General features: G+C 59.1%; 25 protein-coding genes and 1 pseudogene. 23 read left to right on the top strand and 3 right to left on the bottom strand.

Annotated features, from left to right (window positions below; genetic code table 11):
• Positions 1-48 precede the first annotated feature (48 nt).
• The 3 genes from Q0864_RS15010 to Q0864_RS15000 are packed head-to-tail and all read left to right on the top strand — an operon-like array spanning position 49 to position 2,658.
• Complete coding sequence (locus Q0864_RS15010; protein WP_298571292.1) at positions 49-1,443, top strand: multicopper oxidase family protein; 1,395 nt, start codon at positions 49-51, stop codon at positions 1,441-1,443.
• Positions 1,440-1,922 carry a cytochrome c gene (locus Q0864_RS15005; protein ID WP_298571290.1) on the top strand — a complete coding sequence of 161 codons (483 nt, stop codon included), beginning with the start codon at positions 1,440-1,442 and terminating at the stop codon, positions 1,920-1,922. Before Q0864_RS15010 ends, Q0864_RS15005 begins: the two co-directional genes overlap by 4 nt.
• A 1-nt stretch (position 1,923) precedes the next feature.
• Positions 1,924-2,658 carry a DsbA family protein gene (locus tag Q0864_RS15000; RefSeq protein ID WP_298571288.1) on the top strand — a complete coding sequence of 245 codons (735 nt, stop codon included), beginning with the start codon at positions 1,924-1,926 and terminating at the stop codon, positions 2,656-2,658.
• 46 nt (positions 2,659-2,704) lie between these two features.
• Here Q0864_RS15000 and Q0864_RS14995 read toward each other — a convergent pair whose 3' ends face one another.
• A complete protein-coding gene (locus Q0864_RS14995) occupies positions 2,705-2,905 on the bottom strand; it encodes a heavy-metal-associated domain-containing protein (RefSeq protein WP_298571286.1) in 201 nt (66 codons plus the stop codon).
• Positions 2,906-3,065: 160 nt separating this feature from the next.
• Here Q0864_RS14995 and Q0864_RS14990 point away from each other — a divergent pair, with 160 nt between their 5' ends.
• The 3 genes from Q0864_RS14990 to Q0864_RS14980 are packed head-to-tail and all read left to right on the top strand — an operon-like array spanning position 3,066 to position 7,477.
• Positions 3,066-5,576 (top strand): heavy metal translocating P-type ATPase, encoded by a 2,511-nt coding sequence (locus Q0864_RS14990; protein ID WP_298571284.1) that lies wholly within the window; start codon positions 3,066-3,068, stop codon positions 5,574-5,576.
• 11 nt (positions 5,577-5,587) lie between these two features.
• Entirely contained in the window at positions 5,588-6,007 is a 420-nt protein-coding gene (gene cueR / locus Q0864_RS14985) for a Cu(I)-responsive transcriptional regulator (RefSeq protein ID WP_298571282.1), read from the top strand.
• Positions 6,008-6,019: 12 nt separating this feature from the next.
• Positions 6,020-7,477, top strand: a complete 1,458-nt coding sequence (locus tag Q0864_RS14980) for a multicopper oxidase domain-containing protein (protein ID WP_298571280.1) — start codon at positions 6,020-6,022, stop codon at positions 7,475-7,477.
• Between the two features lie 43 nt (positions 7,478-7,520).
• Here the strand turns inward: Q0864_RS14980 and Q0864_RS14975 are convergent, their stop codons facing one another.
• Complete coding sequence (locus tag Q0864_RS14975) at positions 7,521-8,033, bottom strand: hypothetical protein (RefSeq protein ID WP_298571278.1); 513 nt, start codon at positions 8,031-8,033, stop codon at positions 7,521-7,523.
• 139 nt (positions 8,034-8,172) lie between these two features.
• Between Q0864_RS14975 and Q0864_RS14970 the strand changes: the two genes are divergently transcribed.
• The 4 genes and pseudogenes from Q0864_RS14970 to Q0864_RS14955 form a co-directional block, all read left to right on the top strand.
• Positions 8,173-8,616, top strand: coding sequence for a Crp/Fnr family transcriptional regulator (locus Q0864_RS14970; protein WP_298571276.1), 444 nt, complete (start codon positions 8,173-8,175; stop codon positions 8,614-8,616).
• Entirely contained in the window at positions 8,613-8,861 is a 249-nt protein-coding gene (locus Q0864_RS14965) for a hypothetical protein (RefSeq protein ID WP_298571274.1), read from the top strand. The genes Q0864_RS14970 and Q0864_RS14965 overlap by 4 nt, the downstream gene beginning before the upstream one ends.
• Positions 8,858-9,649: a TniQ family protein gene (locus tag Q0864_RS14960; protein WP_298571272.1), complete on the top strand. Its 792-nt coding sequence runs from the start codon at positions 8,858-8,860 to the stop codon at positions 9,647-9,649. Before Q0864_RS14965 ends, Q0864_RS14960 begins: the two co-directional genes overlap by 4 nt.
• A gap of 56 nt (positions 9,650-9,705) precedes the next feature.
• Positions 9,706-10,449 (top strand): annotated as a pseudogene (locus Q0864_RS14955) (ISKra4 family transposase); the annotation flags it as partial.
• Between the two features lie 161 nt (positions 10,450-10,610).
• Here the strand turns inward: Q0864_RS14955 and Q0864_RS14950 are convergent.
• Positions 10,611-11,375, bottom strand: a complete 765-nt coding sequence (locus Q0864_RS14950; RefSeq protein ID WP_298571270.1) for a DeoR/GlpR family DNA-binding transcription regulator — start codon at positions 11,373-11,375, stop codon at positions 10,611-10,613.
• Between the two features lie 259 nt (positions 11,376-11,634).
• On the opposite strand from Q0864_RS14950, the gene glpD reads away from it, so the two are divergent.
• The 13 genes from glpD to Q0864_RS14885 all read left to right on the top strand — a co-directional run bounded on the left by glpD (position 11,635) and on the right by Q0864_RS14885 (position 25,101).
• The gene (gene glpD / locus Q0864_RS14945) at positions 11,635-13,233 is read left to right on the top strand and encodes a glycerol-3-phosphate dehydrogenase (protein WP_298571268.1); all 1,599 of its coding nucleotides are present in this window, start codon (positions 11,635-11,637) and stop codon (positions 13,231-13,233) included.
• Between the two features lie 13 nt (positions 13,234-13,246).
• Positions 13,247-14,335, top strand: coding sequence for an ABC transporter ATP-binding protein (locus Q0864_RS14940; RefSeq protein ID WP_298571266.1), 1,089 nt, complete (start codon positions 13,247-13,249; stop codon positions 14,333-14,335).
• Between the two features lie 11 nt (positions 14,336-14,346).
• Positions 14,347-15,423, top strand: coding sequence for an ABC transporter ATP-binding protein (locus Q0864_RS14935; protein ID WP_298571264.1), 1,077 nt, complete (start codon positions 14,347-14,349; stop codon positions 15,421-15,423).
• Positions 15,423-15,557 (top strand): hypothetical protein, encoded by a 135-nt coding sequence (locus Q0864_RS14930; RefSeq protein ID WP_298571262.1) that lies wholly within the window; start codon positions 15,423-15,425, stop codon positions 15,555-15,557. The genes Q0864_RS14935 and Q0864_RS14930 overlap by 1 nt, the downstream gene beginning before the upstream one ends.
• On the top strand, positions 15,557-16,426 hold the full coding sequence (locus Q0864_RS14925; protein ID WP_298571260.1) for a sugar ABC transporter permease: 870 nt from the start codon (positions 15,557-15,559) through the stop codon (positions 16,424-16,426). Before Q0864_RS14930 ends, Q0864_RS14925 begins: the two co-directional genes overlap by 1 nt.
• Before the next feature lie 3 nt (positions 16,427-16,429).
• Positions 16,430-17,281: a carbohydrate ABC transporter permease gene (locus Q0864_RS14920; RefSeq protein WP_298571258.1), complete on the top strand. Its 852-nt coding sequence runs from the start codon at positions 16,430-16,432 to the stop codon at positions 17,279-17,281.
• Between the two features lie 24 nt (positions 17,282-17,305).
• Entirely contained in the window at positions 17,306-17,578 is a 273-nt protein-coding gene (locus tag Q0864_RS14915; RefSeq protein ID WP_298571256.1) for a DUF2160 domain-containing protein, read from the top strand.
• Between the two features lie 88 nt (positions 17,579-17,666).
• Entirely contained in the window at positions 17,667-19,379 is a 1,713-nt protein-coding gene (locus Q0864_RS14910; RefSeq protein ID WP_298571254.1) for an ABC transporter substrate-binding protein, read from the top strand.
• A 108-nt stretch (positions 19,380-19,487) separates the two neighbouring features.
• On the top strand, positions 19,488-20,966 hold the full coding sequence (glpK, locus tag Q0864_RS14905; RefSeq protein WP_298571252.1) for a glycerol kinase GlpK: 1,479 nt from the start codon (positions 19,488-19,490) through the stop codon (positions 20,964-20,966).
• A complete protein-coding gene (locus Q0864_RS14900; protein WP_363317626.1) occupies positions 20,930-21,976 on the top strand; it encodes a class 1 fructose-bisphosphatase in 1,047 nt (348 codons plus the stop codon). The genes glpK and Q0864_RS14900 overlap by 37 nt, the downstream gene beginning before the upstream one ends.
• 15 nt (positions 21,977-21,991) lie before the next feature.
• A complete protein-coding gene (gene fba, locus Q0864_RS14895; protein ID WP_298571248.1) occupies positions 21,992-23,059 on the top strand; it encodes a class II fructose-bisphosphate aldolase in 1,068 nt (355 codons plus the stop codon).
• Entirely contained in the window at positions 23,056-24,195 is a 1,140-nt protein-coding gene (locus tag Q0864_RS14890) for an iron-containing alcohol dehydrogenase (RefSeq protein WP_298571246.1), read from the top strand. Before fba ends, Q0864_RS14890 begins: the two co-directional genes overlap by 4 nt.
• A 210-nt stretch (positions 24,196-24,405) precedes the next feature.
• Positions 24,406-25,101 carry a helix-turn-helix domain-containing protein gene (locus tag Q0864_RS14885; protein WP_298571244.1) on the top strand — a complete coding sequence of 232 codons (696 nt, stop codon included), beginning with the start codon at positions 24,406-24,408 and terminating at the stop codon, positions 25,099-25,101.
• Positions 25,102-25,160 lie beyond the last annotated feature (59 nt).

Genomic DNA, 25,160 nt, shown 5'->3' with positions numbered 1-25,160 from the left:
CAAGATTGTGGGCGGTCCCAGACTGCCCGCAAAAACGAAAGGGACGACATGCCACAAACACGGCGGGAATTTCTGCAAGCAAGCGGCGCAGTGGGATTACTCGGAGCACTGCCGAATGCGGGATTTGCTGCTTCGGAAGAGATGGCCGTGATGACGGCTCGACCAGCTAGAGTACAGTTGGCGCCGTCAGCGTATCCGCAGACTGAGATTTGGGGATATGACGGGCAAATGCCGGGACCTGCGATCCGGGCAAAACAAGGTGAGCGCGTTGCGAGACGGTTTGTCAACGAGCTGCCGCAAGCAAGCTCTGTCCATTGGCATGGGCTTCGGATCGACAATGCTATGGACGGAGTTGCAGGTCTCACCCAAGATGCGGTGGAGCCGGGAAAAAGCTTTGACTACGATTTCGTTGCCCCTGATGCGGGAACTTTCTGGTTTCATGCTCATAATCGCTCTTTTGAACAGGTTGCCAGAGGGCTTTATGGTGCGTTGATTGTCGAAGAACCGGTTGCGGCGGACGTTGACCGTGACGAGGTGCTGATACTTGATGATTGGCTTCTTGACCCGAAAACGGCCCAAATCGATCCGGAATTTGAGGCTCCGCACGATCGCAGTCATGCGGGCCGGCGGGGCAATTACATAGCGACCAATGGCACGTCCGGTTTCACATTGCCAGTCAAGCGCAACGAGCGACTTCGCTTGCGCTTGATCAACGCGGCGAACGCCCGGATTTTCGAACTGGGCCTTGCTGGGTTGAAAGGTTGGGTGATGGCTTACGACGGTATGCCTTTGGCAAAGCCGGAGTTGGTTGAAGGGGCATTCTTGCTGTCCCCGGGAGAGCGGGTCGATCTTTTCGTTGATGTTGTTGCCGAGTCCGGAGATATGGCTCATCTCGTCCGAATTGATGACCAGCAGCAGTATTCGCAAACGACTTTCACGGTTGCCGGCGACGCGGCTGCAACGTCGCGCGCTGATCCGGTGCCACTTCCGCCCAACCCGAACATGGAAATAGAGGGTGTTGAAACAGCACGACGGTTGCGCCTGAACATGGAAGGTGGGGCGATGGGTGGCCTGAATGCCGCAGAGCTAAACGGTGAGCGCAATTCCTTTCGCCAACTCGCGCAGGCCAACCAGTTCTGGGCATTCAACGGGGCGGTCGGCATGACCGACGCTCCACTTGCCCGTTTATCGCGTCGAGAAACCGCACGTCTGGAAATTTACAATGACACGTCGTTTCCGCACGCGATGCATCTTCATGGCATGCATTTTCGTGAGTTGCTGAAGGATGGTTCGGTAGGGCCTTTGCGGGATACGGTTTTGATGTTTGGCGGTGAAACGCGCGAAATCGCATTTGTCGCGGACAACCCGGGCAAGTGGCTTTTCCACTGCCACATGCTCTCACATGCGGCTTCGGGCATGATGACATGGATCGACGTATCATGAACAAACCAACCATTTTGCTCGGTGCGGCGGCTATCGTCCTCATAGGAGCGACCGGGTGGGTTGTCTCGCAAGAAAGCAGCCCCCAATCCATAACCGCTCCCAACGAACCAGACATCCAAGTTGGACAGGCTTTGTATGGCGAGTATTGCGCGTCATGCCATGGCGATAATCTCGAGGGGCAACAAGACTGGCGCTCACCGGGAGAGGACGGGCGATTGCCCGCCCCTCCGCATGATGAGACCGGGCACACATGGCACCACGCAGATCGAATGCTTTTTGACTACACGAAGCGTGGCGGGAAAGCTGTTTTGGCCGACCAAGGGGTTGAGTTTGACAGCGGCATGCCGGGATTTGGCGATGATCTGGGCGACGAAGAAATCTGGAGCATTCTAGCGTTTATCCAATCAACCTGGCCTGAGCGTCAGCGTCAGCTCCAGGCTGAACGAACACGTTTCGATAATGAACGGGGAGGAAACTGAAATGAGATTCAGACAAGGAATTGCGGCGCTTACGCTGGCAATCATGGCACCTTTCACGGCCTATGCCGATGGACTGGATGAAGCGCGCGTACGAGAGCTGGTTCTTGAGACAATCCGCGCAAATCCGCAAATCGTGATGGAGGCGGTCGCCATCCTTGAACAACAGCAGGCAGGCGCCCAAGCATCTGCGCAAGCTGAGGTTCTGATCAACCAAAGGAACCTTTTGGAACAAGACCCCAATGCACCGGTTCTAGGTAATCCGGATGGAGATGTGACGGTTGTTGAGTTCTTCGATTACAATTGTTCTTTCTGCCGCAGGGCCATGCCGCAAGTTCAGGGCCTGCTTGATGGCGACCCGAATGTGCGGCTTGTCTACCGAGAGTGGCCGATCTTGGGGGACGGATCAGTGTTTGCGGCCAAAGCAGCCCTGGCCGCGCGCAACCAGGGCAAATACGAAGAATTCCACTGGGCCATGATGGGGATGAGCGGCCGCGCCGAAGAGGCATCGGTTCTGCGCATCGCGAAAGAGGTGGGTCTTGATATCGGCCAGCTTCGTCGGGACATGGAGGCACCGGAAGTGCAAGAGCACATTGCGTCTTCCATGCGCCTGACACAGGCCCTAGGTTTCAACGGTACGCCATCATTCGTGATTGGTGATGCTTTGGTACCAGGTTTCGTGGAGCAATCCGAACTGGAGATCTATGTTTCCGACGCCCGGTTCGGCCGGGACGAGTGAAAGAACGGACGTGCCGCCTCAAGTCTGATCCTGAGGCGGCAGTTTTTCAAGCAGCGGCAGGTTCAGACTCGTACCCTGCCGCTTTGATCGCCAGGCTCACATCCGCCTGTGAAAGGGAGGTATCAACGGCCACACGACGGGTGTCGAGATCGCAATTAACCGTTGCCGCTGGATCTACATCCTTGACGGCTTTTTCAATTGCGGCCGTGCAATGCCCGCAGCTCATTTCGGGAACACTGAATTCCATGATTGGCTCCTAATCTTGATGTCTTTTCGGGATATGGGGGCTCCAGTAGGGGGAGGGTCAAGTCGGTTTCGCTCTGTTGAACATATTTCTCTCTCGCCCTTGACCTTACAGTAACTGGAATCCCTAGATGTAAGGTTGAAAGCCGGAATCGGAGACGACAATGACCAACCCAACAAGCGCAACGCTGTCCATTGAATCGATGACCTGTGCGTCCTGTGTCGGGCGCGTGGATCGCGCGCTTGGTTCCCTGGAGGGCGTGGACGATGTTTCGGTAAATCTGGCCAATGAGACCGCCCGTGTGTCAGTCGATGCGCCGGAACGGCTGCGCGAAATCGCAGGGACACTTGACGAGGCGGGTTATCCAGCACGTCGCGCCAGTGTAACGCTCAATGTCGCCTCGATGACCTGCGCGTCCTGCGTTGGCCGCGTTGACAAGGCGCTGGCCGCCGTGCCTGGCGTTCTCGACGTGAACGTTAACCTCGCGTCGGAGACTGCCACTATTTCCTACCTTGAGGGAGCAACGGATGCTGCGGCGCTTGCCAAAGCCGCTACACAGGCTGGTTATCCAGCCGAGATTGCCGAGGCGGATGCGTCGTTGGATCGTGCTGCCCGCAAGGAAGAAGAGGCTCGTGAAATCGCCCGACGAACGATCCTGGCGGCGTCTTTGGCACTGCCGGTGTTTCTGCTCGAAATGGGCGCGCATCTTGTTCCAGGCATGCATGAATGGATCGGTCGCGCGATCGGCCACCAGACAAGCTGGCTGATTCAGTTCGCCCTGACCACGGCGGTTTTGTTGGGGCCGGGTCGGTTTTTCTATCTCAAGGGCTTTCCTTCGCTTTTGAAGGGTGCGCCTGACATGAACAGCCTTGTCGCGGTCGGTACAGGTGCAGCCTATGCTTATTCGGTGGTTGCGACGTTCCTGCCCGCAGTTCTTCCTGCATCGGTGCGGGCGGTGTATTTTGAGGCGGCGGCGGTCATCGTCGTGCTGATATTAGTCGGCCGGTATCTGGAGGCGCGTGCAAAAGGACGCACTGGCGCCGCGATACAGAAACTCCTGGGCCTGCAGGCCCGCACGGCGCGGGTTCTTCGGGATGGAGAACCGATTGAGTTGGCCATCGAAGAACTGAGGGTTGGCGATACGGTTCAAGTGCGCCCCGGAGAGCGCATTGCCGTGGACGGCGAAGTCACAGATGGCGTGAGCCACCTTGACGAAAGCATGATCACCGGCGAGCCGGTTCCCGTGGCAAAGGCGCCGGGTGACGCGGTTACTGGTGGGACGGTCAACGGAGTTGGGAGTATCCAATTTCGCGCCACACGCGTTGGGGCGGACACTACGCTGGCACAGATTATCCGGATGGTAGAAGAGGCGCAGGGCGCGAAACTTCCGATTCAGGGGCTCGTGGACCGGATCACCCTCTGGTTTGTTCCCGCGGTCATGGGGGTTGCGTTGCTGACAGTCCTTGTCTGGCTGTTTGTGGGGCCAGATCCGGCGCTTACCTTTGCGTTGGTTGCCGGGGTGTCGGTTCTGATCATAGCATGCCCGTGCGCGATGGGGCTGGCCACGCCGACTTCAATCATGGTGGGCACCGGGCGCGCGGCCGAAATGGGCGTTTTGTTTCGCAAGGGGGATGCCCTGCAACAGCTAACCTCGGTCGGGGTTGTGGCGCTCGACAAGACCGGCACTGTTACGCAAGGCCGCCCCGAACTTACCGATGTCATCCTGACAGACGGGTTTCAGCGTACAGCGGTGCTGGCGCAAGTCGCGGCGGTCGAAGAAAAGTCCGAGCATCCGATCGCCCAGGCGATTGTACGCGCGGCGCTAGTCGAGAAGGCTGCTGATGTCAAAGCCTCCGGGTTTCAGTCCGTCACGGGCTATGGTGTGAAAGCAGATGTGGACGGTGTCGAAGTTCTGGTCGGGGCCGACAGGTTCATGCTTCGTGAAGGGATTGACCCGGGAACGCTCGCAGAAGCCGAAATCGATCTGGCGAAACGTGGACGCACGGCGCTTTATGCTGCAATCGGAGGACGGATCGCTGCCGTAATCGGGGTCTCTGACCCTGTAAAAGCCAGCAGCCGCGAAGCAATCGAAGCGCTGCATCGCCAAGGCTTGAAAGTGGCGATGATTACCGGTGACAAACAGCAGACAGCCGATGCGATCGCGGCGGAAACCGGAATCGATCATGTCGTTGCGGGTGTGCTGCCGGACGGAAAAGTCGAAGCACTCGACCGGCTCAGGGCAGGCGGGCAGAAAATCGCTTTCGTAGGTGACGGCATAAACGATGCCCCGGCGCTCGCCCATGCGGATGTGGGCATCGCCATCGGGACCGGAACAGATGTCGCCATCGAATCCGCCGATGTTGTTCTCATGTCCGGCGACCTGCGAGGCGTGGTCAATGCGTTCGAAGTTTCAACGCGCACGATGCGTAACATCCGTCAGAACCTGTTCTGGGCGTTCAGTTACAATACCGCGCTGATCCCGGTGGCCGCGGGCGTTTTGTACCCGGCGTTCGGGCTGATGCTTTCGCCGGTTCTGGCAGCAGGTGCGATGGCGCTTTCTTCGGTATTTGTTCTGACGAACGCCCTGAGACTGCGCCGCGTGGCACCACTTCTTGACGAAAATGAAACCAGGGGTAGGGAAGCCGTGCAAGCGGTTCCCGCCCCGGCGGAATAAAGGAGAAAAGCATGAACATTGGAGATGTTGCACGCCAGTCCGGCCTGCCCGCAAAGACGATCCGGTATTATGAGGACATCAGTCTGGTCAAACCCAAGCGTGAAACGAACGGATATCGGGTATTTAACGATGCCGATGTTCACAAACTGACCTTTCTGGCACGTGCGCGCGCTTTGGGCTTCACCATTGAAGATTGCCGGACGCTGCTTGCGCTTTACGAGGACAAGTCCCGCGCCAGTGCAGAGGTCAAGAAAGTCACCGGAAAACATCTCAATGAAATTGAGGCCAAGATCGCCGACCTGCAGGCCATGCACGCCACGCTCACGCGCCTGTCTGAAGAGTGTGCCGGTGATCATCGCCCCGACTGTCCAATCCTGGAAGAGTTGAGCGGCAAAGATCGCCACTCGAACACACATGATGCCAAGCAGTAAGGAATTCAGTTAATGATCACTCGACGCGGTCTGATTACCGGTCTCGGCGCTGGCGCCGTTGCAACGTTCATCCCGAAGCTTTCCTGGGCGAACCGTGAGGCGGGTCCCCTTGCCATGCCTCCGCTTCTGGATGCGACAGGTACGGGGCGATTTCGGCTTGCGGCCCAATCGGGCCAAACGAACTTCCTGGGAAATACAGCGACAGAAACCTGGGGTTTCAACCAAGCCTTTCTGGGTCCAACCGTGCGCGTCGCTAACAAGGGCGCGGTTCAGGCCGAAGTAGAAAATCGCCTGAACGAAGCGATGTCCGTACATTGGCACGGTTTGGTCATCCCTGGTGATGTCGATGGCGGACCGCACCAACCCATTGCACCCGGGGCCACATGGTCACCGGAATTACCCGTCGACCAGGCGTCAGCGACGGTTTGGTATCACACTCATATTCACGGCGAAACCGCGCGTCAGGTCCACATGGGGCTGGCAGGTGTTCTTCAGCTTAGCGATGGGTTGGATGATGAAAGGGGCTTGCCGTCGACCTATGGCATCGATGATCTGACCCTCGTTCTTCAGGATCGGCGTTTTGATAGGCGCGGCCGCATGGACTACAGCTTGTCGATGCCGGACCAGATGATGGGATTCCTTGGCGACACGATGCTCATCAATGGCCAGGTCAGCGCAACGGCAATGGTGCCCCGAGGCATCGTGCGACTTCGCCTGTTGAACGGATCGAATGCCCGGATTTACACGCTTTCAATGTCCGATGATCGCGCAATGCATCTGGTAGCTACGGATACCGGTTTGCTCGACAAACCCATCGAGTTGAACGAACTGACCCTTTCACCAGGCGAACGCTATGAGGTTCTTGTGGATTTCGGGGACGGGAAAGATGTGTCGCTTATAAGCCAACAAAGCACAAACATGGGGATGATGGGTGGCGGCATGATGGGCGGCCATCGAGCGGCCGGACCACCATTCGAAATACTTCCGTTCAAAGTGGACACAGCGCTCAATGCGCGTATCGCTGCACTTCCCCTAGACCTCGGTGGATCGCGGCCTGATATGGACGAAACCAAAGCAACTCGCCGCAAAGTAACACTGGATATGGGGATGGGGCCGGGGATGATGATGCGCCGGAGTTCGAACCGGTTTTCGATCAACGGCCGGTCGTTCGATATGCGACGCACGGATTTCACCATCCAGCGTGGAGCATTGGAGCGGTGGTCCGTGTCGGCAAACATGATGATGCACCCATTCCACGTGCACGGTGTGACGTTCCAAGTGCTTAGCGAAAACGGCCGCGCACCGAATCCACAGAACACCGGTTGGAAGGACACGGTCCTGATTGATGGTCGCGCCGAACTCTTGATGAGGTTTGATCAGCCCGCCAGTGAAGCCTTGCCGTTCATGTTTCACTGTCACATCCTCGAGCATGAAGATGGCGGCATGATGGGGCAGTTCGCGGTTGTTTAGCGCTCAATCCGTGTCGCCGATGGTGATACCGCCTCAAGTATCGCTAGTGGCGCATATCGCCTCGAGCGAGTGCGAGGTGGTGCTGCTGATGGTGCGCGCCCACGGTCATAAGGCCAACAAATCCAAGAGAGCGGATGCGCGGAGCATCACCGGTTGCCGTGAAGGCCACACCCTTGTCTGTTTCCTTCACCGTGAAATCCCAGCCCTCCGTGCCGTTCATGGTCGCGGCATGTGCAAACGACATGCGCCGGATCGATGCGACGACGTTTGCATCGGGGGAGGAAACAACAAAACGCGCGCCGCCGTCGATCGCCTCTGCCTCTACATCCGCACGCATCGTCACATTGTTCATGTCGACAAGATGTTGCCTGAGCGCCGAAACATCCACTCGATCCCAATTGGTCGCCGGGTCAGACATGAGAATCATCACGATCTCCTGAATGGCGGCGAACGCCGCTTGTCCGCCTTGGGTCGGGGCATTCCCCGCAGACGAAGAACCTTGCACCATCATCGTGTGATCAGAGCTCCCGTGATTCATGCCATCGTGGGCGCTCATGCTTTGCGTGATCGCGGGCGAAGGCAAGCCAATGGCTGCGACAAACAAAAGGTGGATTGGTTTCACTGGGGTTCTCCTGGCGCATTCTGGGTCACCCTCTTTGTGACACGTGCGCAGCAAGCCTCATATGATAGCAATCATGTCTAGCGCGCTTGACGATATTTTCGCCAGTGCGATGACCCGCCGGTTGTCACCTGGCCAGAGCCTCTTTTCAGTAGGTGATCCGGTAAAAGTCATGATCCGGGTAAACTTCGGAGCGGTTGCACTGCGCCGGGTGACTGAACAAGGAACCGTCTTGACCCTCCATGTCGCGCGTCGCGGTGAAGTTCTTGCCGAAGCATCGCTCCATTCTGCACACTATCATTGCGAAGCTGCGGCACGTGAAGCCAGCGAAGTCGCATTGCTTCCAACACATGAGTTTCGGGATGCCTTGCGGAGAGACGATGACCTGGTTGAGATTTGGGTTCGAATCCTGTCTCGGACAGTGCAGGAAACCCGAATGCGCGCGGAAATTCGTACGATTCGGACCGTTTCAGACCGTCTCGATGCCTGGCTGTCTCTCAATAATAGCCTTCCGCCATGATCCAGACACTCATCGCGGCAATGCCCCTCGAGAAGAAATCCAATCTGAAGGTCAAGTCACTCAAGCAGATACTTGCACTGACCGGTGGGGTGACCTCGCGCATTTTCGCCCTGATCAAGGATCTTTCCATCGACGCCATTGTAACAGGTGATGAATGCATCACCGATGACGCAATCGTAAAATGGACGCCGGTTTGGTCGCGCCATGCGAACCCCCATCGGCGGCTCGAGAAGTCCGGGGTGTGAAGCCGCACCCGCTGCCCAAGACTGTCGCGCCGCTGCCAGACGAGTTGTTGTCAGGTTGGTTGTCTCGGTTGGCTGCGGCCAACTACTGTGATGACGCCGAACTGCTGGCTCATATCAAGATCGATACCGCGCATAGCACCGCCTTGGACCTCAACATCGAAGCGGTGGCGGCAGAGAAGATTGCCAGCGCTGCACGTGTCGCCCCAGACGTCGTGCGATCTTTGACCTTTCCAATAATGACGCCACGAGAAGCCTCGCTGACAGCCCAGATGCCATTCCAGCATTGCCCGCAATGCTCCCGAGAGGGCCTTTCGCTCAAGCATTGGAGGCGGGCCTGGGCATTCGACTGCCAGGTTTGCGGGGCGAGACTTGTGCAGACCCTCGGCAAAGCAGACGACGAACAAGTATCCGAGAAACTGACATACCGAGCGCGTCGTGGGGCAGGGATGCTTGAGTGCGCCGCGCGATCACGCGGCCCCAGACCACTTCGGCGCGCAATGCGTGCAGTCGCCTTTGCCATGTCACTCAAAACCTTCCGCGGGGATCCGTCGTTCGCTCTCCAGAACCCCAGATCGGAAGTGAGGCTGTTCTGTCTTGCCGCAATCGCCGCTGCTCGGTCTTATCCCTTGGCTAAGGCAGCCATCGCCATCCACAGCATCGACGACTATGCAAGGGTTGCTCTATTGCGCGCCTTCGAGAAGGAGCCACGTCTGCTTGTTGCGGTTGATCATATCGCGCAAAGGCGCGCGAAAAGCATAGGCGCGATGGCAGTCGAATCTCATAATTAAGGGCAAAAAATATCCCCGAACGCGTCGTGTTTCAGATTTAAGGGCAACGCGACAGCTGTCGACCGGAGTATCAGCAGCGACACCTGGATCTTGTAGTCGGTAAGATTGAAAGCCGCAATATGTGCCGACGATTTGGCTTGGTCGCCAATGCGACGGCATCGCCAGGCAGCCGAATGCGAGACGAGCTGTCAGACTTCGGATGGAAGCCAGGCCGTCTGTTGACGGTGATCTCGGACGGCGAGCCAGCTTTGCCAAATCTGATCCGAAATGCCACCAACGGCGACGCCCCGGTGAAGCATATTCTCGACTGGTGGCACATCTCCATGCGTGTGCAGCATGTCGAGGCAGCCGTTCAGGGGCTCGTCCAGACACAAAGTTTTGCCGGCAATCCAGTGCTGTTCCAGCGCCCTGCGAAAAGCCTCCGCTGGTGGCTTTGGCACGGCAGAGCACGTGTCGCGGAAACTTATCTGAAGGGGCTCATGCACGATTGCGCCCGCCTTGCGGAAGAACCTCTGGCTGTCCGCACCGCTGCCGCTCGCGTGCAGGTCCGCTGCGAGACACTGTACACCTATCTCGCGAACAACATGGAATCCCTTGTCGACTATGGCCGACGGTACCGTAAAGGGCTGCCCATCTCGTCTTCTCGTGCCGAAGGATCAGTCGATGACATTGCCAATTCCCGCATGGGAAAGCGCAGAAGGATGAGGTGGTCACCAAAAGGGGCTCACCGAGTTGCCATCACACGGGCCGCCGTCCTCGACGGTCGCCTGACGGTTGCAAACAGCAAACGCGCCACATGACCCCCATGTTCCGTCCACTCCCCGTCGTGTCTCAGTTTTAAGGGCAACGCGACAGCAATTTTTTGAGGTGCCCAAAGAAAAGTCAAACTCTGCGAAGGCACCAATGAATGGTGCTCACTGCAACTCCTTCCCGATCTGGCAGAGATTGCAATCTGACCGCGTCACCGGTCAGCGACAACAAGTTTCGTCCGCCAGGCATCACATGACGTGGCCAGGTCCGCGGGCAAGGGCCGATCGGTAAAAAACGTGTCAATATCAGCGAGTGAGGCAATCCGGGCCGGGGCGCTGCGTGAAAGTTTCGACTGGTCGGCGACCAAATATGTCTTGCGGGACTGGCGCAGGATGGCCTGGCTGACGCTGACCTCCTGAATGTCGAAATCCAAAAGGTCGCCTTCGCGATCCAGCGCGGAACAGCCAATCACGGCCAGATCGAATTTGAACTGGCGGATTGTTTCCGCGGCCAGATTGCCAACCAGCCCGCCATCGGCGCGGCGCAATTGTCCGCCGGTTACGATGATTTCGCAATCGCGGTTCCCGGCAAGGATATTGGCCACGTTCATGTTGTTGGTGACAACCATGAGGTTTTCATGATGCATCAGCTCTTGCGCGACGGCCTCGGTTGACGTGCCGATATTGAGAAACAGCGAAATGCCGTTCGGGATCTCCGCTGCACATGCGCGGGCCATGGCGCGCTTTTCGTCGGACTTGAGCGAGCGGCGCTCTTCATAGCCGATATTGGTTGTGCCCGACGGCAGGACCGCGCCGCCATGCACCCGTTCCAGACGCCCCGCATCGGCAAGATCCGTCAGATCCCGGCGAATGGTCTGAAGCGTCACGTCAAAATGCCGGGCAAGCCCCTCGACCGTAACCTTGCCTTCGCGGCGCACGATCTCAAGAATTTCGGGATGGCGGAATGTTTGCGACATGATCGGCCTTGTCTCCCAATATCGTTTACGGCCGGATCTGTGCGGCGTTGGGGCAAGAGCTTCGCGAAAAACGAATAGAAAGGCAACAAAAATTCCCCAGGTTGGCTCTGTTCTGTCTGATCTCGCGCAAATTGACGTTGGGGTAAGCCGTTGATATTCCCCAGTAAGCTCAGAATCGAACATAAACGAAAATTTTTGTGTTGCGATCTTCCTGCGATTTCGTCACAAATGTGGCACAACGCGCTTGGAGGAGAATCGCGTGGCACACCCGACCGACACGGAAATCACGGACCTGTTCATCATTGGCGGCGGCATCAATGGCTGCGGCATCGCCCGGGACGCGGCGGGGCGTGGGCTATCGGTGACATTGGCGGAAATGAACGACCTTGCCTCGGCGACATCGTCGGCATCGACCAAGCTGTTTCATGGCGGGTTGCGGTACCTGGAATATTTCGAATTCCGGCTGGTACGCGAGGCGCTGATCGAGCGGGAAACGCTTTTGAAGGCGATGCCACATATCAGCTGGCCGATGCGTTTTGTGCTTCCTTATCATAAAGATATGCGGTTTGAGTCGGATACGCCGACTTCCAAACTTCTCAGCCTCTTCATGCCGTGGATGAAAGGGCGCAGGCCCGCTTGGCTCATCCGGTTGGGGCTGTTTATGTATGACCACCTGGGCGGGCGCAAGATCCTGCCGGGGACGTCGACCGTGGAGCTGAGCGGCTCGAAAGAGGGCGCGCCGCTGCAGGATCGTTTTGCCAAGGCCTATGAATATTCTGACTGCTGGGTTGAGGATTCGCGCCTTGTGGTGCTCAATGCCCGCGACGCCGAAGCACGCGGCGCGCATGTCATGACCCGTACACAGGTTGTCAGTGCGACAAGCGAAAATGGGCTATGGCGCATTGAAACGCGCAATACCGAAAACAACCATCTGCGGACTTTTTATGCCCGGATGCTGGTCAACGCGGGCGGACCCTGGGTCGGGGACATCATCCAGACCAAGGTGCGGCTGAATTCGCGTGAAGGTGTGCGGCTGGTCCGCGGCTCCCATATCGTGACCCGCAAGCTATACGATCACGACAAATGCTATTTCTTTCAGGGAGCGGACGGGCGGATCATCTTTTCGATCCCCTATGAGACCGACTATACCCTGATCGGCACCACGGATGCCGAACATTCTGATCCCTCGGTCAAACCGGATTGCACGCCCGAGGAACAGGATTACCTGCTTGGCTTTGCCAACCAGTATTTCAAACAGCAGCTGACCCGCGACGATGTGGTCTGGACCTATTCCGGCGTTCGCCCGCTTTATGATGACGGCGCAAGCAGCGCCACGGCGGCAACGCGGGACTATACGCTCAAGGTTGATACCAGCGCAGGCGCGCCGGTGCTGAATATCTTTGGCGGCAAGATCACCACCTATCGCCGCCTCGCGGAAAGCGCGATGGAGAAAATCGGGGAACACCTGACACTGACCAAGGGCAAATGGACCGCTGGCGTCGCACTGCCCGGCGGGGATTTTCCGGTCGATGGGGTGGCGCGTCTGGTGGCCGATCTGCAGTCCCGTTTTCCGTTCCTGAACGATTTCTGGGCGCTGCGGCTGGTACGCGCCTATGGCACAGAGGCCCTAGGCATTCTGGGCGATGCAAAGCAAGCCACTGATCTTGGGCAGGAATTCGGCGCCACGCTGACCGAGACCGAGATCCGCTGGCTCATGACACATGAATATGCGCGCACGGCAGAGGACGTGATCTGGCGGCGCAACAAGCTGGGGCTGCGGCTGACGGCCGAGCAAACCCAGGCGCTCGATAAGTGGATGGCGCAACGTCGCCATTCCACACCCGCGGCGGCGGAATAAGGAGGAGGACCTGATGACGCTCGAATTGAGAGGCGTATCAAAGACCGTCGAGGGGCAGACACATATCTACCCGACGGATCTGACGCTGGAAAAGGGCACGATGAATGTGCTGCTTGGACCGACCCTGTCGGGCAAGACATCGCTGATGCGGCTGATGGCCGGGCTCGATGTGCCCGCCACGGGACAGGTGATCTGGAACGATCAGGATGTCACCGGCCAGCGCGTTCAGGACCGGAAGGTGGCGATGGTTTACCAGCAGTTCATCAACTACCCGACGATGAGTGTCTATGACAACATCGCCTCGCCGATGAAGCTGATGGGCGCGAACAAGGCCGAGATCGAGGCCCGCGTCCGCGAAACCGCAGAATTGATGAAGCTGACCCCGATGCTGGAGCGCAAGCCGCTGGAATTGTCGGGCGGTCAGCAACAGCGCTGCGCTTTGGCGCGCGCGCTGGTCAAGAATGCCGGGCTTGTACTGCTCGACGAGCCGCTCGCGAACCTCGATTACAAGCTGCGCGAAGAGCTGCGGGTCGAGATTCCGAAAATCTTTGAGGCCTCGGGCTCGATCTTTGTCTATGCTACGACAGAGCCGGAAGAGGCGCTGCTTCTGGGCGGCAATGTCGCCACCCTGTCCGAAGGGCGTATCACCCAGTTCGGCCCGACCCCGTCGGTCTATCGCCAGCCGGTGGATGCCACCACGGCGCGGGTCTTCTCGGATCCGCCGATGAACTTCCTGCCGATCTCCAAGACTGGCGACCGCATCATGTTCGGCGATGGTCAGAGCACCGCGGCAACCGGCAAGCTCGCCGAATTGGCCGATGGCCGCTACACCGCCGGGTTCCGCCCGAACCATCTTGAGATCAGCCAGCATTCGGCAAACGCGATGCAATTCGCCACGAAACTGTCGGTGACCGAGCTGACCGGGTCGGAAACCTTTGTTCACCTGGACCATTTCGGCGAACGCTGGGTCGGGTTGATCCATGGGGTTCATGAGCTGGAACTGGGTGCGCGGCTCGATGTCTGGCTGGACCCCCGCCATGTCTACATTTTTGGCGAAGACGGCAAGCTGGTGGCCCCCGCCGCCTATGCGCTTGCGGCCTGAGGGAGGACACCATGGCCAAGATCACACTTGATAACCTCGCGCATTCCTACCTGCCCAACCCGGGCAGCGAAGATGACTTTGCACTGAAGGAACTGAACCATGACTGGACCGACGGCGAAGCCTATGCGCTGCTCGGCTCGTCGGGCTGTGGCAAGTCCACGCTGCTCAACATCATTTCAGGGCTTCTGCACCCGTCGCAGGGCCGCATCCTGTTCGACGGGCAGGACGTGACACACGCCCCCACCGCCGAGCGCAACATCGCCCAGGTGTTCCAGTTCCCGGTGGTCTACGACACGATGACGGTGCACGACAACCTAGCCTTCCCGCTGCGCAATCGCGGCCACGACGAGGCCTATGTCGCGGCACGTGTGCAGGAAATCGCACGCATGATCGGCATGGAAGAGACACTGCGGAACAAGGCGCGCGGATTGACCGCCGATGCCAAGCAAAAGATTTCGCTGGGCCGTGGCATGGTGCGCAAGGACGTGAACGCGCTCTTGTTTGACGAGCCGCTAACCGTGATTGACCCGCATATGAAATGGGAGCTGCGGACTCAGTTGAAACAGCTGCACCACGATTTCGGTCACACCATGATCTATGTGACCCATGACCAGACCGAGGCGTTGACCTTCGCCGACAAGGTTGTCGTCATGTATGACGGTCGCGTGGTACAGATCGGCACGCCCGAAGAGCTGTTCGAGCGGCCCGAACATACTTTCGTGGGCTATTTCATCGGCTCGCCCGGCATGAACGTGATCCCGGCAAAGATCGACGGCAACAAGGCTTATGTGAACGGCTCCTATGTCGAGCTGGCCCAAGGCTATAAACCGCTCGACGGCAAGGTCGAGATCGGCGTACGCCCGGAATTCGCCAAGCTGAGCCAGACCGAGGGCCTGCCGGTCAAGGTGCGACGTGTTGAGGATGTGGGCCGCCACAAGCTGGTCCGGGCCGAATTCTTCGGCACTGACATCAACATCATCGCGGGCGAAGACGACCATATCAGCGCCGATATGAACCGCGTCACCTTTGATGCTACCCGCGTCAATGTCTACGCCAATGACTGGCGCGTCAGCGGGGAGGTCGCGTGATGGATGGCCGTCCGATCCTGACATCGCAACAGATCATGGAACGCCAGATCCAAATGGTTGACCGTTTCCTCGATCAGGCATCCGCACAAATCGCGCGCCCCGTGGCGCAATCTTCCGGGGAGGGGGCGAAGTAATGGAAAAGACAGTCAATCAAAAGGCATGGTTTCTCGTCCTGCCTATGCTGCTTCTGGTGGCCTTTTCGGCGGTGATCCCGCTGATGACCGTGGTCAACTACTCCGTGCAGGACACGTTCGGGAATAACCAGTTCTTCTGGGCCGGGCTCGAATGGTTCGAAGAAATGCTGCGCTCGGAACGCATGTGGGACGCGCTTGGCCGCCAGCTCATGTTCTCGGGCATCATTCTGGCCATCGAAATCCCGCTGGGCATCTTCGTGGCGCTGAACATGCCGAAATCCGGCTTTTGGTCGTCCTTCTGCCTTGTGCTGATGTCGCTGCCGCTGCTCATTCCATGGAACGTGGTTGGCACGATCTGGCAGATCTTTGGCCGTGTTGACATTGGTCTGCTGGGCTACACGCTTGATGCGCTCGGCATCAACTACAACTACACGCAGGACATCGTTGCGGCCTGGATCACCATCATCGTGATGGATGTGTGGCACTGGACCTCGCTTGTTGCGCTTCTGGCCTTTGCCGGTCTGAAGTCGATCCCCGACGCCTATTATCAGGCGGCCAAGATCGACCAGGCGTCGCGCTGGAAAGTGTTCCGCTTCATCGAACTGCCCAAGATGGCGGGCGTCTTGATGATCGCGATCCTGTTGCGCTTCATGGACAGCTTCATGATCTATACCGAGCCGTTCGTCGTCACCGGCGGTGGCCCCGGCAACGCCACCACGCTTCTGTCGATCGACCTCGTCAAGATGGCGCTGGGACAGTTCGACCTTGGACCGGCGGCGGCTTTCTCGATCATGTATTTCCTCGTGATCCTTCTCATCTCCTGGGTGTTCTACACCGTGATGACCAACCTTGATAAGCGGGAGGGCTGACCCATGGCCGATATGACCGTAAACCAAACCGCGTCCCGCAGGCGTGCGCTGCCCAAGATCAACAGCCGTCTCGTGGTGATGACCCTCTATCTCCTGTTCCTTCTGCTGCCGATCTACTGGCTGCTGAACATGAGCCTGAAGACCAACACCGAGATCCTGAACGAGTTCACGCTGTTCCCGCGCAATCTCACATTCGCCAACTACGCCACGATCCTCACCGATCCGGCCTGGTATATGGGCTATGTGAACTCGATCATCTACGTGACGGTGAACACGGTGATTTCCCTCGCGGTGGCGCTGCCGGCGGCTTATGCCTTCTCGCGCTACCACTTCATGGGCGACAAGCACCTGTTCTTCTGGCTCTTGACCAACCGGATGGCGCCGCCCGCGGTTTTCGCGCTGCCATTCTTCCAGCTCTACAGCTCGGTGGGTCTGTTCGACACGCATATCGCCGTGGCGCTGGCGCATACCCTGTTCAACGTGCCGCTCGCGGTGTGGATTTTGGAAGGCTTCATGCGCGGTGTGCCCAAGGAGATCGACGAAACCGCCTATATCGACGGCTACAGCTTTGGCGCCTTCTTCGTGAAGATCTTTACGCCGCTGATTGCCAGTGGCATCGGGGTTGCCGCATTCTTCTGCTTCATGTTCTCATGGGTGGAACTGCTGCTGAGCCGAACGCTGACCACCGTCGCCGCCAAACCGATTGCCGCGATCATGACCCGGACCCAAGGGGCATCGGGCATCGACTGGGGCGTGCTGGCGGCCGCCGGTATCCTGACCATCGTGCCCGGCGCGCTCGTGATCTACTTCGTCCGCAACTACATCGCCAAGGGCTTTGCCCTGGGTCGTGTGTAAGTCTGAAGCAAGGGAGGACTTTCAATGGACTGGATGGCATGGACCTGGCCGACCGCGATTTTCTTCATGGTCATCGCCTCATTGCTGATCACCTTCACGGTGCTCGCGATCAAATTCCCGGAAACGCCCCGCGTGGGGCTGCTGCGGATCGAAACCACGAGGGGCGACCGGCTCTTCATCACCCTTCTGGGCTCGGCTTTTATCAATCTGGCCTGGCTCGGGATCGTTGGGGCGCAACAACCTTACGCCCTCATCGTCTGCCTGATCTACGCCGCAGCGGTCTTCCGCTGGGTGTAGTCACAGGCCCCCGTGGCCGGGACAGGAGGAGACCCGGCCACGTTTCGAACTTCCTCATTCATCGGTTCAAAATGGGAGGGTAAAACCAATGAACCTTAACCTCAAATCCACCACAGCGGCGCTGTTGGTCCTTGCGGGACCAGCCTTTGCCGACATGGATGCCGCCAAGGCGTTCCTCGATGCGGAAATCGGCGATCTGTCGTCGATCAGCCGCGCCGAGCAGGAAGCGGAGATGCAGTTCTTCATCGACGCGGCCAAGCCGTTCGAAGGCATGGAGATCAAGGTCGTTTCCGAGACCATCACCACGCATGAGTACGAATCCCAGGTGCTGGCCCCGGCCTTTACCGCGATCACCGGCATCAAGGTCACCCATGACCTGATTGGCGAAGGCGACGTGGTCGAAAAACTGCAGACGCAGATGCAGTCCGGCGAAAACATCTATGACGCCTATGTCAATGACTCCGACCTGATCGGTACCCACTGGCGCTATCAGCAGGTGCGCAACCTGACCGACTGGATGGCAGGCGAAGGCGCGGCGGTGACCCTGCCGACGCTGGATCTGGAAGATTTCATCGGCCTGAGCTTCACCACCGGTCCGGATGGCAAAGTCTACCAGATGCCGACCCAGCAATTCGCGAACCTCTATTGGTTCCGCTATGACTGGTTCAACGACGAGAAGAACAAGGCCGACTTCAAAGCGGCCTATGGCTACGATCTCGGCGTTCCGGTCAACTGGTCGGCCTATGAGGACATCGCGGAATTCTTCACCGGTCGCGACCTGTCGCATCTGGGTGTCGAAGGCGAAGTCTTTGGCAACATGGACTACGGCAAGAAAGACCCCTCGCTGGGCTGGCGCTACACCGATGCTTGGATGTCGATGGCCGGTATGGGAGACGTGGGTGAGCCCAACGGTCTGCCCGTGGACGAATGGGGCATTCGTGTGAACGAAAACTCCCAGCCCACCGGTTCTTGTGTGGCCCGCGGCGGTGCGACCAACTCTCCGGCGGCTGTCTACGCGGTCGAGAAGGCCATCGAATGGCTGAACAAATACTCGCCCCCCGCTGCCGCAGGCATGACCTTCTCCGAAGCAGGCCCGATCCCTGCGCAGGGCAACGTCGCGCAGCAGATGTTCTGGTACACCGCCTTTACCGCCGATACCGTAAAGCCCGGCCTGCCGGTGATGAACGAGGACGGCACGCCGAAATGGCGCATGGCTCCCAGCCCGCATGGCGTCTACTGGAAAGAAGGCCAGAAGGTCGGCTATCAGGACGCTGGCTCCTGGACGTTGATGCAGTCCACCCCGGTGGATCGTGCGCAAGCCGCGTGGCTCTATGCCCAGTTCGTCACCTCCAAGACCGTGGACGTGAAGAAATCCCATGTGGGTCTGACCTTCATCCGCGAATCCACTGTGCAGCATGACAGCTTCACCGAGCGTGCCGACAAACTGGGTGGTCTGGTCGAATTCTACCGTTCGCCCGCCCGTGTCGCATGGTCGCCCACCGGCACCAACGTTCCGGATTACCCGAAGCTGGCCCAGCTGTGGTGGCAGAATATCGGTGACGCCATGTCCGGCGCCAAGACCGCACAGGAAGCGCTGGACAGCCTTTGCGCCGACCAGGAGCGTGTTCTTGAGCGTCTGGAGCGTGCCGGTATCCAGGGTGACATCGGTCCCAAGCTGAACGAAGAGATGGATGCGGAGCACTGGTTCGCCCAGCCCGGCGCCCCTTACGCCAAGCTTGAGAACGAGGACGAAGAGCCCAAGACCGTTAGCTACGACGAGCTGATCGCGTCCTGGCAGTAAGCCTTCCTCCCCGGTCGGGGCCCTCTTTGGGCCTCGACCACCAAGTCACTTCCCACGACAACTTGCCCATTGCGGCACCGACAAACATCGCTTTGAGGAGAGGCGGTCATGACCCATATTCTGGCCATTGATCAGGGCACGACATCGACACGGGCGATTTTATTTGACGGCGCGATGAAGGCTGTCGCCTCGGCGCAGGAAGAGTTCCCCCAGCATTTCCCCGACAGCGGCTGGGTTGAACATGATCCGGGCGATCTCTGGGCCACCACTGCCGCGACCTGCCGCGCCGCTATCGAGAAATCCGGCGGCGCCGAAATCGCCGCCATCGGCATCACCAACCAGCGCGAAACCACGCTGGTTTGGGACCGCAAAACCGGCAAACCCATCCACAACGCCATCGTCTGGCAGGACCGGCGCACCTCGGCCATGTGCAAGGCGCTGAAGGATGACGGGTTTGAGGAGGTCGTGACCGACCGCACGGGGCTGCTGCTCGACCCCTATTTCAGCGGCACGAAACTGGCTTGGCTGCTCGACAATGTCGAGGGTGCGCGGGCGCGCGCCGAAGCCGGGGAGCTGGTCTTTGGCACGGTGGATACATGGCTCGTCTGGAACCTCACCGGCGGCAAGCAGCACCTGACCGACGCCACCAATGCCGCGCGCACCATGCTTTATGACATTCGCAAAGGGCGCTGGTCGCAGACCATTTGCGACAGGCTGAACATCCCCATCTCCATGCTGCCCGAGGTCCGCGATTGCGCGTCTGAGTTCGGCGAAGCGCGCCCCGATCTCTTTGGCCGTCCCATCCCGATCCTGGGCATCGCGGGCGATCAGCAGGCCGCCACCCTGGGGCAGGCCTGTTTCGAACCCGGCATGCTGAAATCGACCTATGGCACGGGCTGTTTCGCGCTGATCAACACGGGCGAGACGCCGGTGCGGTCGCAAAACCGGCTGCTCACCACCATCGCCTATCAGCTGGACGGCAAACCGACCTATGCGCTGGAGGGCTCGATCTTTATCGCCGGTGCCGTGGTGCAATGGCTGCGCGACGGGCTGAAGATCATCCGCGAGGCCAAGGAAACCCAACCATTGGCAGACGCCGCCGACGCCGCGCAGAACGTGGTGCTGGTGCCCGCCTTCACCGGGCTGGGCGCGCCTTATTGGAATGCCGAATGCCGCGGCGCGGTGTTTGGCCTGACCCGTGGCTCCGGGCCTGCGGAACTGGCCCGTGCGGCGCTGGAAAGCGTGGGCTATCAGACCCGCGATCTGCTGGCAGCGATGCAGGCGGATATGGGCGGAAAAGGCGATGCGGTGCTGCGCGTAGACGGCGGCATGAGCGCGTCGGATTACACGATGCAGTTTCTCTCCGACATCATCGACGCCCGCGTGGACCGGCCCAAAGTGCTGGAGACCACGGCGCTTGGGGCGGCCTGGCTGGCGGGCAGCCGCGCAGGTATTTACCCTGACATGGATGGCTTTGCCGCGACATGGGCGCTGGAACGGAGTTTCGAGCCATCGATGGCGGGCGAGGACCGCGACCGAAAATATGCGGCATGGCAACGGGCCGTGACCGCGACGATGAGTTTCTGAGCATGTCCGAACCGATCACACTACGCCGCTTCCTGACCCGCTATGCCGAGCCCGGCGGGCTTGATCCCAATCTCATTTTCCTGATCGAGGACATCGCCTCGGCCTGCCGGGTGATCGGCAACCGGCTGCGCAACGCGGCGTTCGAGGGCAACCATGGCCTTGCCGGGGACACCAATGTGCAGGGCGAAGACCAGAAGAAACTCGACGTGATCGCCGACGAGGTCTTTGCCCGCATTTGCGAAAGCTCGCCGCGTCTTGCCGCGCTGGTCAGCGAAGAGCGCGAAGATGCGGTCTGGCTCAAGGAGCCGGAAGAAGGCGATTATCTGTTGTTCTATGACCCGCTGGACGGATCTTCGAATATCGACGTCAACCTGTCCGTCGGCTCAATCTTTTCGGTTTGCACTGCCGAGGCGGACAGCGACCGGGATGTTCTGAAACCCGGGCACGCGCAGCTCTGTTCGGGCTACGCGATTTATGGGCCAACCATGATGTTCGTCCTGACCGTGGGCAATGGCGTCTACGGGTTTTCCTGTGAATACGGGACCGGGGATTTCCGGCTGACCCATCCGCAGATGACGATCCCGGAAGAGACGGCGGAATTTGCCATAAACACGTCACGTTATCGCCTGTGGGACGCGGCAGTGCGGCGCTATGTGGATGAATGCCTGGCAGGTAGCACCGGTCCACGTGGACGCGATTTCAATATGCGCTGGACCGCCTCCATGGTGGCCGAAGTGCACCGCATCCTGACCCGCGGCGGTGTCTTTCTCTACCCGGCCGATGACGACAATCGCGCAGCGGGGGGTAAACTGCGCCTACTCTACGAGGCCAACCCGATGGCGCTTTTGGTGGAACAGGCGGGCGGTGCCGCCACAGACGGTGCGACCCGCATTCTCGATATCCAGCCAACGGGCCATCATCAACGCGTGCCGGTCATCCTTGGCTCCGCGAATGAGGTGGAACGAATTGCACAATATCAAACAGTGGACGCCGGTTCGGCCGCGTCCTGAAGAAAGGACATCTTCATGGCTCTCGTATCCCTGCGTCAGCTACTCGATCACGCGGCAGAACATGATTACGCGCTGCCCGCGTTCAACGTGAACAACATGGAGCAGATGCTGGCCATCATGGCGGCAGCGGACGCCACCCAAAGCCCGGTCATCATGCAGGCCAGCCGGGGCGCGCGCGCCTTTGCCAATGACATCGTGCTGTCACACCTGATCCGCGCCGCGATCGAGCTTTACCCGCATATCCCGGTCTGCATGCATCAGGACCATGGCAACGCGCCCGCGACCTGCCTTTCGGCGATCACCAACGGGTTCTCCTCGGTCATGATGGACGGCTCTCTCAAAGCCGATGGCAAGACGCCCACCACGTTTGACGAAAACGTTGCCGTGACGGCCAAGGTCGTCGAAATGGCGCATCTGGTGGGTGTGTCGGTGGAGGGGGAAATCGGGCATCTGGGGTCGCTCGAAACCCTGCGCGGAGAGGCCGAGGACGGTCATGGGTTCGAAGGGGCCTTGTCGCGTGAACAGCTTCTGACCGACCCGGAAGAAGCGGCAGACTTCGTGCGTCTGACCGGCGTCGATGCGCTGGCGGTAGCCATCGGCACATCGCACGGGGCCTACAAGTTCACCCGCAAACCGGATGGCGACATCCTCGCGATTGACCGCCTGCGCGAGATTCATGCGCGTCTGCCGGACACGCATCTGGTGATGCACGGCTCCTCCTCTGTGCCGCAGGAGTTGCAGGACATCATCAATGCTCATGGCGGCGAGATTGCCCCAACCTGGGGCGTACCGGTCGAGGAAATCCAGAACGGCATCCGCTATGGCGTGCGCAAGGTCAATGTGGATACGGATCTGCGGCTGGCATTGACAGGCGCGATCCGCACGGTCTTTGCCAAACACCCCGGTGAGTTCGATCCGCGCAAATACCTCGCGCCGGGCATCGAGGCCATGTCCGCCGTCTGCCGCGATCGGTTCGAGCAATTCGGCAGCGCGGGCTATGCGCCCCGGATCAAGCCCATCGCCCTGTCCGACATGGCCGCGCACTATGCCCGCCAGGTAACCGGGAGCGCCGCCGCCGCATGACAGGTTTTGCGCTGACCGCCCCGAAACGTACGATTTTCGGTCGTGACTGTCGTGCTACGGCCGCGGCCGAGATCGCCGGGATTGGACCCCGTGTCTTGCTGGTACGGGGAAGGTCGGTGGCATGGGTGGACGAACTGGCCGCGGACCTGATCCGTTCGGGCTGCTGCCTGCAAGTCGTGTATTCGGCGGGAGAGCCGGATCTTGAAGGCGTCCGCAATGCCGTTGCCGTCGCCCGCGATCACAGGGCAGAGTGCATTGTCTCTGTTGGGGGCGGCGCGACTCTTGATCTGGGCAAGGCCGTTGCCGGGCTCTGCGTCAGCGAGGGCGACGTCGCGGAGTATCTGGAACTGGGCACCGCATCCCCGCGACAGCTGAATGATCCCTTGCCATTCATTGCCATCCCGACAACCGCCGGAACCGGCGCCGAAGCGACGCGCAATGCGGTGATTGGCGTTCCCGAACGGCGGGCAAAGATCAGCATGCGGGATCCGCGCCTCGTGCCGGATCTGGCAATCGTGGACCCTGCACTGACCGACAGGTCCCCAAAAAGCCTGACACTGGCGAGCGCGCTGGACGCGATTACCCAGCTTATCGAAAGCTATCTGTGCAACCGGGCCAATCCGGTGACGGACGCTCTGTGCGAGGCCAATATCCGTCCGGCCATGGCCGCATTGCACAGGCTGATGACGTGTGAAGACGCCAAAGCACGCGACGCACTGGCCCGCGCGAGCTTTCTCAGCGGTATAGCCTTGGCGAATTCTGGATTGGGAATCATTCATGGTCTCGCCTCTGTTATCGGCGGGCGGGGCGCGGCCCACGGGGCCATCTGCGGAAGGCTTCTGGCTTCCGGGCTTACCATCAATTCCGAGGCCTTGAAGCGCCGATCAGAGAGCGTCGCGCGATTTGACGAAGTGGACGGATGGCTCGCCAATGGCCTTGGCGTCCCGATGGGGAGCGGAGTGTTATCCCTACACCGGTTTGTCGATTCCAATGGATTGCCGAGTCTGTACGACTTAGGTGTTCTCGAAACGGAAATCGAGACAATCGGGAAGCTCAGCGCGAATGCCTCATCCACCAAGGCCAATCCTGTCGTTCTTGACCAAAGTGAAATCTGCGAAATTCTGCAACGTGCTTGACCGGCAGTTTTTAGAAGTTGCCAGCAATAACTGACGTGGATTTGACGTTCTTCTTAGGATTGCTTACCTCAAAACTGCGATCTAGAGCATCGCCCAGAATTAATTAACATAAACTTCATTATGCGTTTATATATTTAGCGTTGGAGCGCGCTACCATGAAGTGCGACTCCTGTTAGAAAACAATGAGTTATCTAATAGGAGGAATATCGCATGGGAGCGGTTTACACGCAACTGAGCTTGAAAGAACGCCGCAGAATTGAGGATTGGTGGCATGCGAAAGTCCCCGTCCGAGAGATGGCGCGCGTTTTGAAACGTCACAAATCCACGATTTTTCGAGAGATCAAGCGCAACTTTTGGGCCGATGATGCATTCCCCAAGAAGTATGCTGGATACTTCGGTCATGCGGCTCAATTACAAACGGACAAGCGTCGATCCGTGCAACGCAAACTGATCCGGCATCCTGATCTGTGCAAGACAGTTGTGGCTAAGGTTAAGCTTGGCTGGACCCCCGAGCAGATCGGCAACCGGATGATTTATGAAGGCGCTAAGTTACGCGTCTGCCAGGAAACCATTTATCGCTACATCTATTCCAAAGAAGGCATGGATCAGGAACTGTGGTGGTACCTGCCCGAGCATCGCATGACTGCCGAAAAAGGAGATGAGGCCGCCGAGACGTTGTTGTCCGCCACTCCGACGCGGCCCGAGGTCATCATATGTGTGAATGATCTGGTGGTCGTCGGCGCAATCCACGCCTGCCGCAAGGCCGGCCACCGCATTCCCGACGACATATCGATCACCGGGTACAACGATATTCCCCTGATCGACATCAATGATCCGCCGCTGACCATCGTTCGAATGCACTTGTACGAAATCGGACTAGCGGCGGGCCAGCTGATGTTGGATTAATTCGAAGGCCCAAACGTGGCATCCCGCCCCGTCCGCATTGGTTCCGAATCGGTGTTACG

Origin of the sequence: uncultured Aliiroseovarius sp. (genome assembly GCF_947497285.1) — a bacterium.
Lineage (GTDB): Bacteria > Pseudomonadota > Alphaproteobacteria > Rhodobacterales > Rhodobacteraceae > Aliiroseovarius.
This window is presented reverse-complemented; position numbering and strand designations above follow the sequence as displayed.

What these genes read in the sequence shown, in the direction of transcription:
- Q0864_RS15010 (WP_298571292.1), top strand. Translation starts at nt 49, where the DNA reads ATGCCACAAACACGGCGGGAATTTCTGCAAGCAAGCGGCGCAGTGGGA.
- Q0864_RS15005 (WP_298571290.1), top strand. Translation starts at nt 1,440, where the DNA reads ATGAACAAACCAACCATTTTGCTCGGTGCGGCGGCTATCGTCCTCATA.
- Q0864_RS15000 (WP_298571288.1), top strand. Translation starts at nt 1,924, where the DNA reads ATGAGATTCAGACAAGGAATTGCGGCGCTTACGCTGGCAATCATGGCA.
- Q0864_RS14995 (WP_298571286.1), bottom strand. Translation starts at nt 2,905, where the DNA reads ATGGAATTCAGTGTTCCCGAAATGAGCTGCGGGCATTGCACGGCCGCA.
- Q0864_RS14990 (WP_298571284.1), top strand. Translation starts at nt 3,066, where the DNA reads ATGACCAACCCAACAAGCGCAACGCTGTCCATTGAATCGATGACCTGT.
- cueR (WP_298571282.1), top strand. Translation starts at nt 5,588, where the DNA reads ATGAACATTGGAGATGTTGCACGCCAGTCCGGCCTGCCCGCAAAGACG.
- Q0864_RS14980 (WP_298571280.1), top strand. Translation starts at nt 6,020, where the DNA reads ATGATCACTCGACGCGGTCTGATTACCGGTCTCGGCGCTGGCGCCGTT.
- Q0864_RS14975 (WP_298571278.1), bottom strand. Translation starts at nt 8,033, where the DNA reads ATGAGCGCCCACGATGGCATGAATCACGGGAGCTCTGATCACACGATG.
- Q0864_RS14970 (WP_298571276.1), top strand. Translation starts at nt 8,173, where the DNA reads ATGTCTAGCGCGCTTGACGATATTTTCGCCAGTGCGATGACCCGCCGG.
- Q0864_RS14965 (WP_298571274.1), top strand. Translation starts at nt 8,613, where the DNA reads ATGATCCAGACACTCATCGCGGCAATGCCCCTCGAGAAGAAATCCAAT.
- Q0864_RS14950 (WP_298571270.1), bottom strand. Translation starts at nt 11,375, where the DNA reads ATGTCGCAAACATTCCGCCATCCCGAAATTCTTGAGATCGTGCGCCGC.
- Q0864_RS14940 (WP_298571266.1), top strand. Translation starts at nt 13,247, where the DNA reads ATGACGCTCGAATTGAGAGGCGTATCAAAGACCGTCGAGGGGCAGACA.
- Q0864_RS14935 (WP_298571264.1), top strand. Translation starts at nt 14,347, where the DNA reads ATGGCCAAGATCACACTTGATAACCTCGCGCATTCCTACCTGCCCAAC.
- Q0864_RS14930 (WP_298571262.1), top strand. Translation starts at nt 15,423, where the DNA reads ATGGATGGCCGTCCGATCCTGACATCGCAACAGATCATGGAACGCCAG.
- Q0864_RS14925 (WP_298571260.1), top strand. Translation starts at nt 15,557, where the DNA reads ATGGAAAAGACAGTCAATCAAAAGGCATGGTTTCTCGTCCTGCCTATG.
- Q0864_RS14920 (WP_298571258.1), top strand. Translation starts at nt 16,430, where the DNA reads ATGGCCGATATGACCGTAAACCAAACCGCGTCCCGCAGGCGTGCGCTG.
- Q0864_RS14915 (WP_298571256.1), top strand. Translation starts at nt 17,306, where the DNA reads ATGGACTGGATGGCATGGACCTGGCCGACCGCGATTTTCTTCATGGTC.
- Q0864_RS14910 (WP_298571254.1), top strand. Translation starts at nt 17,667, where the DNA reads ATGAACCTTAACCTCAAATCCACCACAGCGGCGCTGTTGGTCCTTGCG.
- glpK (WP_298571252.1), top strand. Translation starts at nt 19,488, where the DNA reads ATGACCCATATTCTGGCCATTGATCAGGGCACGACATCGACACGGGCG.
- Q0864_RS14900 (WP_363317626.1), top strand. Translation starts at nt 20,930, where the DNA reads ATGGCAACGGGCCGTGACCGCGACGATGAGTTTCTGAGCATGTCCGAA.
- fba (WP_298571248.1), top strand. Translation starts at nt 21,992, where the DNA reads ATGGCTCTCGTATCCCTGCGTCAGCTACTCGATCACGCGGCAGAACAT.
- Q0864_RS14890 (WP_298571246.1), top strand. Translation starts at nt 23,056, where the DNA reads ATGACAGGTTTTGCGCTGACCGCCCCGAAACGTACGATTTTCGGTCGT.
- Q0864_RS14885 (WP_298571244.1), top strand. Translation starts at nt 24,406, where the DNA reads ATGGGAGCGGTTTACACGCAACTGAGCTTGAAAGAACGCCGCAGAATT.